Genomic DNA, 12,720 nt, shown 5'->3' on the forward strand with positions numbered 1-12,720 from the left:
CGCAAAGGTTGCAGCGATCGGCTGAGCTGACTGCCCTCCCTGGCTCGGCTGCCATCGCCTATGCTCCCTTCATCGTCGTGTAAGGCCGCGGCGGTCGACCGTAAAGGTCGACCGCTCCAACCAGTCGCGACTCAGTGGCCCGAAAAGATCGAGTTCGCGATGTCTTGCTGCATGACGCAGTAGTCGACCGAACCCATCCCTGTGGGCGTATCCCAGCCTGGTCCTGACGGAACGCCCAGACCGTTCGCCCCGATCAGGATGTCGTGGAATCCGCCGACCGGCGCAGTTGTGTCGGGCGGCAGCGCCGTCGTGTCGTCACCGGGCTCGCCCGTCGGCGTGCATGCGGTGCTTCCGAGCGGACACGGCTCGTAGTAGCCGTAGACTCCGTAGTAGACGGGCGCCGCGAAACCGAGCCCGTTGTAGAAGTGCGACTCGAGCCGCGCCCAGACGCCCATCGAGAGCGGCGAGGACAGACTCGTGCCGCCGACGCCGGTCTGCGCGCCGTTGACGAAGACGTCGGCGGGGCAGCCGTTGTTGTCGCCGCACATCGCGATGTCGGCGATGCCGCGTCCGATGCCGGCCTTCGCCTGCACCGTGCACTCAGCGCAGATGCCGTTCGCTTGCCAATACGGCGCCAACTCGAACGCGCTGTAACCGCCGCCTGTGCCGACCCACGCGTGCTCGCCGTAGTACGTGCCGGGTTCGTTGCCGTTCGCGTTCGTGTCGAGCGTCGTGCCGCCGACCGCGACGACGTACGGCGACGACGCCGGGTAGCATGTCTCGGGCAAGCCGGTGGCCGGCGCGCCCGTCGCGAGGAGCACCGGGCAGCCTTCGCCGTTGTCGCCGGTGGAGGCGAACATCGTCATGCCTTGCGCAGCGGCCTGGTTGAGTTCTTCATCGTCGACGAGCATCGCGCCGTCGGCGAACGCGACCGCTTCGGCCTCGCCGAACGACGAGTTCCCGGCCTGCGTGTAGCGATCGTTCACCCACGCGCTATACGCGAGCGCGATGTCCGAGTCGCTCAGCGACGTCGTGTCGTAGACGTAGAGGTGTTTGACGGTTTGCGCCATGCCGGTCGACATCTGCGTGTCGAGATCCCATTCGTCGAGACCGGACGTATCCGTGCTTTTGATGCCGACCGTTCGGACGCTGTAGGCGACCTTCGGAAGGCCCCAGTACGCTTCAGCCGTACGAAGGTCGGTCACGACCTGCGTGACGTCGCCTTCCGCGATGACCGCGACCGACGTGCGTAAGCCGGTGCACGTCGCGGGGCAGACGCTCGGCGCGGCATCATACGCGACTTGATATTGCGGCGGTCCATATTCGCCGCCGACGCAGATGCCGCCGGTCGTCGACAGACATGGCGGCGGCGTGCCTTGAGCCTGATCGCCCATGAAGCGACCCGGCGCCGGCGCGCTGAGCTGAACGCGCGCGTGTGTGAGGTGCACGTTCATCTGGTTCGCATTCGACAGCCCGAGCACCGCGACGACGAGACCGCGGAACTGCGCAGGCACGAGCGGAGCGGTCACGTTGCCGTAGACCGTACGGCCGTTGACGATCGCCGCTCTGATTTGCGTATGGAACGCGGATTCGACTCGCGACGCCGGCCCGTACGCGCTCACGATGAGATGGTTCGGCTCGATCGTGATGTCGGTGAAGCCTTGACGCTGGAGGTAAAACGCGACCGATGCCGCCTGCGAGTACGTGGGATTGAAAGCCGCGGTGAATTCTGACGGTGACAGCCAGCGTTGGAAGAGCGCGCTTCCAGGCGTGTGCTGCTGACGAAGGATGTTATTCGCTCCGACGCGATCGCGCATGCCGAGACCGACGACGATGTGCATCGGAACGGTGTCGGGAAGCCTGCCGACTCGCAGGCGTGGATCGTTGACGAGCCGCATCGCCTGCGTGGCCGTCGGCGCCCATGCTTGTGGCGTCTCGTGGCGTGCAGATGCGATGAGCGGGCTGGCGAAGACCGGCGCGGCGACGGCGAGCGTGGCGGCCGCCGCGCAGGTCATGACGAAGAGCTTCATGAGACCTATTTCCTCCCTCGCGCGCACTTAGGACGCGCCTCTGCGAGGTTAGAATAGGCTACCGGCAGTGACAAACCGCGAACAAACCGCGTGTCCCGCCCGAAGATGGAATGGAGCAGTCGACCTCTACGTCGATCGAATGGAGCGGTCGACCTTTACGTCGATCGAATGGAGCGGTCGACCTTTGCGGTCGACCGCCGCGGCCGTGCCTGTATGCTAGGGCTGGTATCCGCCTGCGATCCAGTCAGACAACAGCTTCACCTTAGCGTCATCCCAGTACGGGCCACCCGGCGGCATGCGCGGCTCCTGATCCCCCGTCAAATATTCGTAGACGTTCTTCGCGTTGTCGGGCTGCGACATCCAGGCGTGATCAGCGAGGAGCACTCCAAAGCCTTCCATATGGTCGATGTCGTCGTCCGTGAAGAGCGGTTTGATATCGCGTTCGAATGAGACAGAACCGGCCATGGTTTTCTCCTCCTTGTAGAAGTCTGTATACCCCGTCGAGCCGAGCTTCGCTCGGCCCACTACAATACTCATTCCTACAGGCGAGGGCGGGCGGCAGACGAACCTTCCAGGCATGAGCCATGCAGCCGTTAGTCGGCTCGCGGTCACTGCATTGTCGGCGGTGGCCGCCGTCCTTATCGCGTACGCCGTGCGCGGGCACGCGGTTGCGGCGGCAAATGGCCTACCGGCGAACCCCTGCCCGCTGTCGTCGATCGCGATCGCGAGCGGCATACCCCAGGACTCGGCGCAGACGTCGCAGATCTACTTCGACTGCTTCGCGTGGCAAGAGTTCATCGGCCTCAATTGGGATGCGGATCCCGATCATGCCGGCGCGCCGAACCCATCGGCACCGGCGTCGGCGTTCGGAAAGCCGCTTGATCACGCGCCGCCCGTCTTCGAATCGTACGCCGACGCGCTTGACGTCTTCAAACCGGGAGCGGCGCCGCCGAGCAAGTGGGGCACGATCAGCCCGTCGCCGTGCGCCATTCATGGCATGGTGTCGGGCCCGGGGCGTCGCCTGCTCCGCATGTCGTCGATCGTCGCACCCGACTTTCAGACGCCGAACGGCGTGAGGCAGGCGTTCCCCGCGTCAGGTCCGAGCTGGCTCGCGGATCGCGACGGCAACATGGTATGGTACCAAATCCTCATCGACAGGGACGAGTTCGAATATATCGTCGACAAGCAGTACTACGACGCAGACCGCCAGCTGCAGACGATCGAGAGCGACGGGCGGATCGACATGCCTGCGGGCGTACCCGGAGGCGCGCTCGGTTCGATCGAGATCAAAGCGGCGTGGCTGCCGATCTCCGATCCGGCTCGTCAGAAGCGCTATCGCATGCAGCACGCGATCATCCTCGATGCGGATGGCGGATGTCACTCGGTCGACGTCGGACTCGTTGCGCTCCATATCATCCACAAGACGCAATCGCAGCCGACGTGGGTGTGGTCGACGTTCGAGCACGTCGACGACGCCCCCGCGGTGGGTGCATCGCCGGGCAACTATCTCTTCAATCGTCCTGCTTGCCAGCCGTCGCCGATCCCCGCATCGTGCGAGTTGAACAGACCGCCGGGCGCGCGGACGTCGTGCGGTGCGAACGAACCGCCGGCATACATGCCGAGCGCGTACTTCTCGAAAAAGGCGGCTTGCCCGATTTATCCGATCCAAGTGGCGCATGCGAATCCCACCGATCCGACGGCGGCATCGGTGAACGCGTACGTCGCATCGCTCATCCTTGCGCAAAACCCGAGTTCGGTCTACCAATATTACCGGCTCGTCAACGTGCTATGGGCGTCGAACTCCGCCGATCCGGATGCAGGACCATCGCCGCCCATCGAACCCGTGCTCGTCAACGGCATCACACCGCCGACGACGCAGCCGGTCGCGAACGTCATCACCGAGACGTACGCGCAGCAGATGACCTGCCTTTCATGTCATGCGAACGCGCGGATCGCAAAGTCGGCGGACGAGTTGGGAAAGTGGAAGCCGTATTTCTCGGATTTCAGCTTCATCATGTCGCAGGCGCACACGCCGCCACCGGTCGCAGCCGGTTTCCTCACACGGCCGAGCTTCGCTCGGCATACCACATCAGCTCGTCTAACGCCATGAACGCATTTTCGCCGCCGGCGAACGTCGTCGACTTCCCATCCGATCCCGCGAAACAAGCGGCGCTCGTCGCGCGCTGGACGCAGTTCCTCGACGGCTTCATGCGGCTCGCGATCGTCGGCGATCCGTGGACCAACGTCAACGATTCCAATCGAACGCTGTTCTTCAATCCGCTGGCGACGTCGATCGGCCCGAACGCGATCGTCGCGCCGATCACTTGGTTCGCGTTCCCGAACCGCGTGCTCTCGTATTTCGCCGCCTCGCAAGGTTCGCCGTACGGCTTGACCGACGTCGAGTTGTACGAACTCGCCGACCAAGGGTTTCTTGCGGGCAAGCCGGATTTCGCGCACGGATTTCCGCCGGTGCCGAGCGACGTCTACCCGGTCATCGATTGGAAACAACCGAAAGCCGGCTGGCGTGAATACGGGCCGCCCGGTGCGCGAGGGTGGCAAGACGAGTATTGCGAGTGGTGCGTGCAGCGCGACGGACAGGGCCGGATCGTCCGCATCGACTTCACGTGCGAGAATCCCGAGTACTGGGTCGCGCTATGGAAGACGGATCCGAACGCGGTTCTTTCCATATATAGAGCTGTCGTCAACGCGTCCGTCCAACTCGACGACATCATCATGCACGACAAGACCGGCGCTCCGATCGTCGACCCCGAGACGGGACTTCCCGCATATAACCCCATCAACAAGTGGAATACGGGCACGATCGCGACCCCGACGAGCGGGGGCGCCATGCATCTGACAAGTCCGCCCAACGACATCGATTCAGAGATATACCTCGCTGCCGCCGCGACGCTGCTGCGAAACGTCACGCCGTACACCGCTGCCGCGCTTATCGATTGCGCCGCGTACGGCGTGCCCTATAGGAACAGCGATCCGAACATCGGCTACAACGTCAATCGGATGGTGAAGAACGCCGGCGGCAACGGGCTGCGGATGGCGACGCTCACCGATCCGATCGGGCTCTACATGCAGCAACCCGATTTCAGTTCGTACGCGACGCCGGATGGGACCGACGCGAGCACGTTTTGGACCGTCGTTCGCGGCTCCGCGCCCGGCATGATACTCCATGCGACGTTCGCCGTGCCAGCGTCGAAAGGTTACACGGTGAGCGACGTGACGATCGGCGGGAAGCCGATCGCGTACGCGAGTCAGATAGGGCAGACGTTCCAGATGGGTCTCAGCGCGACCGTCCAACCGACGGCGCAAAACGAATCGGCGCTCCCGTGCGTCGACGTCAAACCCGATGGCTCGTGCAGCCCGTGGCCGCAGGTCATCATGGGACCTGGGATGCTCGAAGCATACGCCGCGATCATGGGCGTGCTCGGCACGTCTGGTCTGCCGCCGCCGACCCTCCCGCAGGGTAAGAGCGCGAGTTTTGCGCTTCAGGTGCTCTATGCCACCGAAAAGGCGACGATCGAAGTCCTCGGCGGCGGCGTCGACGTCACCGTGACGAGCGCGAGCGTCGACGGCACGACCGCGACCTTCATGGTGGACATCGCGGTCGCGGCGGACGCAACGCCCGGGGTTCGGTCGGTGCAAGTGAGCGATACGACGTATCCCCCAGGGCCGCCGGCGCCGGCGATGCTCATCGTCGCACCCGCATGAGATCGCCCGCGGACGACGCTCGCTTTCGTCGGGGCGTGCGGATCGGCGTCGTCGTTGCGCTCGGGTTGTTCATGCTCGGTTTGGCCACGCCGAACATCTCGCAGCTGTGGCATCCGTTCGCGCAGCTGCCGATCAACGTCAACTACGACGGCGTCATCACGTCGGTCGATCCTGGGAGCGATGCTGCAAGCGAGGGCGTCGCGCCGGGCGACGTCGTCGACTTCAGCTCGACGACGCTGAGTCAGCGGCTCGTACTTCTCGATCTCCACTATCCGCGCGGAGGCGATACATTCACGTTCCGCGTCCGCGAAAAGGGCGTGAGCCGGGTCGTCTCGATCCGGGCCGAAGGCCGGCCGGAGATTCTCGAAGATATCATCGTCGTGCTGCGACGCTCGACGTACGTCTTGTTCGTCGGCATCGCGGCGTTCATCTTGCTCCGGCGACCGAACAAGATGACCTGGGCGTTTTACCTGTATTCGCTGGCGGCCATCTACGGCAACGGCGAGTATTTCGGCTTCTTGCCGGCGCCGGGGTATTTCACGATCTGCGAGATCCAAGTCGTCTTGCTCGCGCTCGGCAACGCCGCGTTCCTCACGTTCGCCGCGCGCTTTCCGAGCGACCGGCCCGAAGGGTGGGCGGTTTGGGCCGATCGTGCCGCGCCGCTCGCATTCGTGCTGCTTGCCGTGACGAGCCTCGGCGCCGATTTCGGTGCGGTGCTCTTCGGCGTTCCTTCGCAAGCGCTCGTCCTCGCGTCGACGGTCAGTAAGATAGCCGTATTCTCGATCGCGCTCTTCACGCTATTCCACACGTACTTCGGGCGCCGCGGCCAAGAGCGCCAACGCTTGAAAATCGTCGTCTGGGCGCTCGTCATCGCGTACGCTGCGAACGTCCTCATCTTGTGGATCAACACGTTTCCGCTTTCGTTCGAGGTGGCGTTCTGGTGGGATGCGCTTGGGGCGCTCAACCTCGTCATCCCGATCGCGGTCGCGTACGCGGTGCTGCGCTACCGGGTCATGGACGTCAATTTCATCTTCAGCCGCGCGCTCGTCTACGGCGTTCTGACGACCGGGCTCGTCGCGATGTTCGCGCTCATCGACTGGATCGTCGGCACGGTTCTCGCGCAAGAGCGGTTGGCGGTGGCTGCCAACGTCGTCGCCGCGGTCGTCGTCGGCCTCTCGCTCAACGGCATCCACAGTCGCGTCGAGCGGATCATCCGGAGCGTGCTCTTCAGGCGCCGGCATGCGGCCGCTCGACGACTGGCACTGCTCGCATCGACGTTGCCGCACGTGACCGACAGCGCGACCATCTCCGCCATGGTCGTCGACGAGCCGATGGAAGCGCTGTCGCTGGCCTCCGCCGCGCTGTTCCGGTCGAACGAGCGCGGTTCGTTCGAGCGGGTGTGGGCCCTCGGCTGGGGGGAAGGCGCCGCCTGCGATCTCGACCCGTTCGAGCCGCTCGTCGACCGGCTCCGTGCGGAGGGCGAGCCGACCCGCGTGAGCAGGAGGGATCTCGTCCGCGACGGGCTGCCGGCGGGCGATGCGTCGCCGATCGTCGCGGTGCCGATCGTCGTACGAAGTCAGCTCGAGGCCGTGGCGATGTACGGCGCCCATACGGGTGGAGAAGACCTCGATCCCGATGAGATCGGATCGCTCGGCCGTATCGGCGAGGCCGCCGGCGCCGCTTACTATCACCTCGAAGCCGATTCGTTGCGCAACGCGCTTGAAGGGCTCGGTCGAGAGATCGACACATGGCGCGCACGGGCGCTCGAACTGGGTTGGAACGAAGCGGAAACGGCCGGCGATGCCGCGGTCGACGAGGCAAAAGAAGAAGAGCGAAGTTGAACTTCGCTCTTCTCCATTGTCAGGCCGGTGTTATTTCTTCTTTTTCTTCGTGGCCTTCTTCGCTTTTGGCGCTGCCTTCTTCTTGCCTCTCATCCGTAATCACCTCCGTCCTCAATAAGGTGGAAGATGCGGCTTTGAAGCTCGCGTCATTGGACGTTGACCCAAACGCGATGTATCACCTCTTTTCCGGTCGAAGGCATTCATCGTGTCAAATCTGATCGTCGCGTTGTTCGCCATCGCATTCGGCGTCGAAGAAGCGATCATCGTCTTGTATCTTCGCATGCTGCCGTCGAGTGGTCCATCCGTCGTGACGATGGAAAGCTGGCGCGAGCTGTGCACGATCGTCGTGCTCGTCGCGGTCGCGTGGCTTGCGGGCGCCCGCGCCGATGCGCGCTTTCGAGCGTTCCTCATCGCTTTCGGCGTGTGGGATATCACGTACTACGTCACGCTGTGGTTGACGTCGGGCACGCCGGGGTTGACGAGTCAGGACGTGCTCTTCCTCATCCCCGTTCCGTGGATCGCGCCGGTGTGGGCCGCGATGTCGTTCGCCGCGGCGTTGATGCTGCTCGGGTTGTTCGGGATCGCGCGCGGGCGCCTGCTCGTCGCGGGTCTTGCGATCGGGTGGCTATCGTTCGTATGGGGGCCGTTGTACGCGCGGTTCATCGACCATTCGCGGATCTTCGAATCTGCTTCGGATTTCACGTACCCGCTTTGGCTATTCGTGCCAGGCATCGCGCTTGTGCTTGCGGCGCTGCCTTTCGCACGCCGCAGACGAGCTCTGTAGCGGTCGAGCTTTAGCTCGACCGTCGCGGTTTTTCAAAGACTTGATCACGTAAGGCGAGGCCGCGGCGGTCGACCGTAAAGGTCGACCGCTTCCTTTTCACCGCGATGCCAAGCCGCGGCGGTCGAGATAAATCTCGACCGCTCCCTGTTTACCGCGAGCTACTTCGTTTTCTTGAGGTCGCCGACGAAGCTGTCGGGCGGCCCGGTAAGGCTGCCGTCATCGTGGACGGTGAAGTCGACCTCATTCTGGTCGCACGTGACCTTCAGCGTCTGCTGGTCGCACGTGTACGTGCACGGTTTGGTGTCGCCTGCGATCGTCAGCGCGCCGGTGCCGCCGGATTTGAGGTCGAGGACGATTGACCCGTTCTCGTTTTGATAGGTGCCGGCCAGCTTGTCGCCGCCGCACGCCGCAGCGGAGAGGGCCATCGAGACCAGCGCGATGACGGCGAGTGCTCTCACATCTATCTCCTTACTTCAAAGAATCTCTTAGTCGCACGTCGCTTGGACGTGGACGTTGTCGATGAGCGGACCGTAATAGCCGTTGACCGTGTCGAGGCTCTCGAACTCGATCGTCGTCGACTTCCCTTTCGCGACGAACCGCCACGTATGCGTCTGCCAGCCCATGCTGCGATACGGCCGTTTGCTGACGTCGAACGACAACTGCGTGCTGTCATCACCCGCGCTCAGTTGCATCGTCTTGATCGTCGGCGGGCCGTAGGCGTTGCCCGAGAAGTCGAAGGTCACGACGTACGTCTTGCCGGGATCGGTCTTGACATCTTGACTGATCGCTCCGAAGCTCGTGCCGTCGAGATCGATGCTGCGATCGCCGTCGGATGCGGGCCACAGCGTGCCGACGATGTCGACCGTACCCTTGCTGACGGTCCAGCCGTCGAGGTCGCTCGAGCCGGCCTTGATGGTGAGCCACTCCCCTGGCGTCGAACCTTTTTCGAAACTTCCGTTCGCGATGAGGTTCGGACCACACGGCTTTGCCGTCGCATCGACGGCGTCCGCCGAGACCGGCGAACGGAAAAAGGCGAGCACGGCGAACAACGAGAGAATGCAAACTCGAAGGCTTCTCATAGTCTCCCTCTCAGAACCGGTCGAAGCGGAAGCTAAGGCTCATATACAATCCCGAGCCCGAAAGAGCCTTCGCATGGTTGGCCGCTTTCGGCGAGACATATGCGAACAGGTCTCGAAAAATCGGCCGCGTAAACGAAGCGGCGGGGGTTTTATCCTTTCTCGCTCGAGTCAGAGGGAGGTTTACATAACGATGCACAGGACGTTAACGCTAGTGGTGTCCGCGCTTTCCGCGCTGGCGCTATCGGCATGCACCGCGAGCAGCGTGTCCGCGCCGCCCGCTTCGTCGCCCGGCATGGGCGGTGCGGCGGCCGCGCAGAGCGGCGCCCCGCGAGCGCTCTCATCTTACGAGATGTTGATCCGTGACGCGCACGGCCAAATGCAGCGCGCCCATATCTTCCTGCCGCGTGGTGCGGTCGCCCCGCAGGCGAGCGGCGGCAACCTTCGGTACGGCGGCGGCAGCATCCAAGCGACGCCGAAGATCTTCGTCGTCTACTGGCAGTTCCCGAGATACGGCGATCCGTCCGGCGAGCAGGCGCAGTTGCACTCGTTCTACAGCGGCATCGGCGGCAGCTCGTGGCTCAACACCGACACGCAGTACTATGGTCCGGTAGGGACGTTCATCTCCAACCCGACGGGCCAACTCGCGGGCGAGTGGGTCGATACGACGCATAACATCCCGCGCCGCTTGACCACGAGCTCGATCGCGACCGAGGCGCTCAATGCGGTAGCGCATTTCGGTTACAACTTCAACGCCGCGTACGTCGTCGCGACGCCGCACGGCCATAACACGAGCGGCTTCGGCTCGCAGTTCTGCGCATGGCACAGCGCCGAGTCGTCGTCATCGGGCGAAGTGGCGTTCACGAACATGCCGTACATCACCGATGCCGGCGCGTCGTGCGGTGCCAACTTCAACGGCTTGGGACCGAAGGCGGGCATCACGATCGTCAGCGGCCACGAAGAAGCGGAGACGCAGACGGATCCGGTGCCATCGAGCGGCTGGGTCGATTCGAGCGGCGCCGAGATCGGCGACAAATGCGCATGGATCTCGAGCGGCCAAGGCGCGTCGCAGAACATCACGCTGAGCACGGGGACGTTCGCGGTCCAATCGCTGTGGGACAATGCCTTCAGCGGCGGTTCCGGCGGGTGTGTCATCAGCGGTCCGTGACGAGCCGCTTCCACTAGAGAGCATCGATCGACAAAACGAGGGTCCGCGCAAGCGGGCCCTCTCGCTTTACGCATCCAACAGCGACTCGTATGGTGTTCGTTGGACCCTGACGTCATCGTCATCGGCGCCGGCGCGGCGGGATTGGCGGCGGCGATGCGTCTTGCGCAGCGCTCGCTTCGCGTCGTCGTCCTCGAGGCGCGCGATCGGATCGGCGGCCGCGTCTTGTGGACGGACGAGTCGGACGGGCGCGAGTCCGTCGAGCTCGGTGCCGAGTTCATCCACGGTCGCGCCCCTGAGACGATGGCGCTCTTGCGCCAGGCCGGCGCTTCGGCTGCAGCGCTCGACGGCGCGTCGTGGACGTGCGGCGCTGACGGCGTCCTGACGGACGACAAGACCGATTTTCGGGAGGCTACCGACATTTTCGCCGGCGCGCAGGATCTCAAAGCCGACGAATCGGTCGATCGGTATCTGCAGCGTTTCGATCGCGACCCGTCGATGGCCGAGAAGGTCGTGCTCGCGCGCCTTTTCGTCAAAGGTTTCGAGGCCGCGGACCCGTCGGACGCGAGTGTCATCGCTATCGCCGATGAGCTTAGATCTGGTGTTGACTATGCGACGCATCGTCCCACCGGCGGTTATCGTCCGCTCTTCGCCGAGCTGCACGCGGCGTGCGTGAAAGCGGGCGTCGCGATCGAGCTGTCGGCGGTCGTCAACGCGATCAAGTGGCGACGAGGCGATGTGGCGATCGACGCGACGATCGGTTCGCAGCGGCGAACGCTTCGCGCGAAAGCCACGGTTGTGACGGTACCGGTCGGCGTTCTGAAACGAGCGGCCGAGGCGGCCTGGTTCGATCCGGCGCTGTCCGCGGAAAAGCGCTCGGCGCTCGACAAGATCGAGATGGGGCACGTCGTGAAGGTCGTCTTGCGCTTTCGCTCGCCGTTTTGGGAGCGCGTCGAAAACGGGCGGTTTGACGGCGCCGGTTTTTTCCGCTGTCCTGACGGCCGCTTCCCCGCTTATTGGACGCAGCGCCCGTTGCCTGGCGGATCGGTTGTCGCGTGGGCCGGCGGCACCGATGCAAGCGCGCTGGACGGATTGAGTCCTTCGGACCTGGTGGAGACCGCGCTCGACGAATTCTCCGGGTTATTCGGTCATCCGCATGCGGTCCGCGAGGAGTTCCTCGATGGGGTCATGCATGATTGGTCGAGCGACCCGTTTTCCTGGGGAGCGTACAGCTACGTCGTCGTGAACGGCCACGGCGCTCGCGCGGCGCTCGGTGCACCGGTTGAGAATACGCTTTTCTTCGCAGGCGAAGCGGCCTCGACCGACGGCCAAGGAGGAACGGTGAACGGCGCGATCTCGACCGGCGAGCGAGCCGCACGCGAAGCGGCGGCGTCGCTCGAAGCGGAGGCTCGATAGATGACCGAACTAGCCCAGCCGTTCCTCGCACCGTGGGCGTCGTTCTTCACGATGACGGCGACCGCCGCCGCGACGCTCATCGGGTTGATGTTCGTCGTCGTCACGCTCGTATCTGGCATCGAGCGTACCGGCGACTCGGAAGTCGGCCTCTCGACCTTCAGCACGCCGACGGTCATCCACTTCGGCGCGGCGCTGCTCGTCTCGGCAATCCTCATCGCGCCGTGGCCGCGCCTTGCCGGAGCATTCGTTCTCGTCACGCTGGTCGGCTTAGCAGGCGTCGCTCACATGTCGCGCGTCACAGGCAAAGCTCGACGGTTGACGGCATACGCTCCGGATATGGAAGATTGGTTGTGGTACACGATCTTGCCGTTCGTGGCCTATGCGTCCGTGCTCGCCGGCGCCCTCTCGATGCCGCTTGCGCCGGGTGCCTCGATTTGGATCCTCGGGGGCACGACAACGCTGCTCATCTTCATGGGCATCCGAAACGCTTGGGACGTCGTGACGTACCTCACGATGGAGCGCATCAAACGTCCCGAGCAGGCACCACCGCCGGCATCATCGTCACAACCACCTGCGGTGGTTCGAGAAGACTGAGCGAGACCTAACCGAACTCGCCTCGAAATATCTGCAACCCTGGGGTTGCATTTAACGGCAGTCTGTGTTAGACTAAACGCAACCAGGAGGT

11 protein-coding genes are annotated in these 12,720 nt (G+C 64.0%); 7 read left to right on the top strand and 4 right to left on the bottom strand.

Translation table 11 applies throughout. The features are described 5' to 3' along the window. Positions 1–131 precede the first annotated feature (131 nt). A complete protein-coding gene (locus tag VFO25_05310; GenBank protein HET9342309.1) occupies positions 132–2,030 on the bottom strand; it encodes a S53 family peptidase in 1,899 nt (632 codons plus the stop codon). Positions 2,031–2,246: 216 nt separating this feature from the next. Continuing rightward, positions 2,247–2,495: a hypothetical protein gene (locus tag VFO25_05315; GenBank protein HET9342310.1), complete on the bottom strand. Its 249-nt coding sequence runs from the start codon at positions 2,493–2,495 to the stop codon at positions 2,247–2,249. Between the two features lie 112 nt (positions 2,496–2,607). On the opposite strand from VFO25_05315, the gene VFO25_05320 reads away from it, so the two are divergent. The 4 genes from VFO25_05320 to VFO25_05335 all read left to right on the top strand — a co-directional run bounded on the left by VFO25_05320 (position 2,608) and on the right by VFO25_05335 (position 8,378). Then, positions 2,608–4,140 (top strand): hypothetical protein, encoded by a 1,533-nt coding sequence (locus VFO25_05320; protein ID HET9342311.1) that lies wholly within the window; start codon positions 2,608–2,610, stop codon positions 4,138–4,140. Then, on the top strand, positions 4,137–5,753 hold the full coding sequence (locus VFO25_05325; protein ID HET9342312.1) for a hypothetical protein: 1,617 nt from the start codon (positions 4,137–4,139) through the stop codon (positions 5,751–5,753). The genes VFO25_05320 and VFO25_05325 overlap by 4 nt, the downstream gene beginning before the upstream one ends. Then, complete coding sequence (locus tag VFO25_05330) at positions 5,750–7,594, top strand: hypothetical protein (protein HET9342313.1); 1,845 nt, start codon at positions 5,750–5,752, stop codon at positions 7,592–7,594. Before VFO25_05325 ends, VFO25_05330 begins: the two co-directional genes overlap by 4 nt. Positions 7,595–7,799: 205 nt before the next feature. After that, positions 7,800–8,378 carry a hypothetical protein gene (locus tag VFO25_05335; GenBank protein ID HET9342314.1) on the top strand — a complete coding sequence of 193 codons (579 nt, stop codon included), beginning with the start codon at positions 7,800–7,802 and terminating at the stop codon, positions 8,376–8,378. Between the two features lie 158 nt (positions 8,379–8,536). Here the strand turns inward: VFO25_05335 and VFO25_05340 are convergent, their stop codons facing one another. Then, positions 8,537–8,836: a hypothetical protein gene (locus VFO25_05340; protein ID HET9342315.1), complete on the bottom strand. Its 300-nt coding sequence runs from the start codon at positions 8,834–8,836 to the stop codon at positions 8,537–8,539. A gap of 27 nt (positions 8,837–8,863) precedes the next feature. Then, the gene (locus VFO25_05345) at positions 8,864–9,457 is read right to left on the bottom strand and encodes a choice-of-anchor C family protein (GenBank protein HET9342316.1); all 594 of its coding nucleotides are present in this window, start codon (positions 9,455–9,457) and stop codon (positions 8,864–8,866) included. Positions 9,458–9,647: 190 nt separating this feature from the next. Between VFO25_05345 and VFO25_05350 the strand changes: the two genes are divergently transcribed. The 3 genes from VFO25_05350 to VFO25_05360 all read left to right on the top strand — a co-directional run bounded on the left by VFO25_05350 (position 9,648) and on the right by VFO25_05360 (position 12,629). Next, a complete protein-coding gene (locus VFO25_05350) occupies positions 9,648–10,622 on the top strand; it encodes a hypothetical protein (GenBank protein HET9342317.1) in 975 nt (324 codons plus the stop codon). A 99-nt stretch (positions 10,623–10,721) separates the two neighbouring features. Next, positions 10,722–12,035 (top strand): NAD(P)/FAD-dependent oxidoreductase, encoded by a 1,314-nt coding sequence (locus VFO25_05355; GenBank protein ID HET9342318.1) that lies wholly within the window; start codon positions 10,722–10,724, stop codon positions 12,033–12,035. Continuing rightward, positions 12,036–12,629: a hypothetical protein gene (locus VFO25_05360; GenBank protein ID HET9342319.1), complete on the top strand. Its 594-nt coding sequence runs from the start codon at positions 12,036–12,038 to the stop codon at positions 12,627–12,629. Positions 12,630–12,720: the final 91 nt, after the last annotated feature.

It is taken from the genome of Candidatus Eremiobacteraceae bacterium (assembly GCA_035710745.1).
Taxonomy (GTDB): Bacteria; Vulcanimicrobiota; Vulcanimicrobiia; order Eremiobacterales; family Eremiobacteraceae; genus JANWLL01.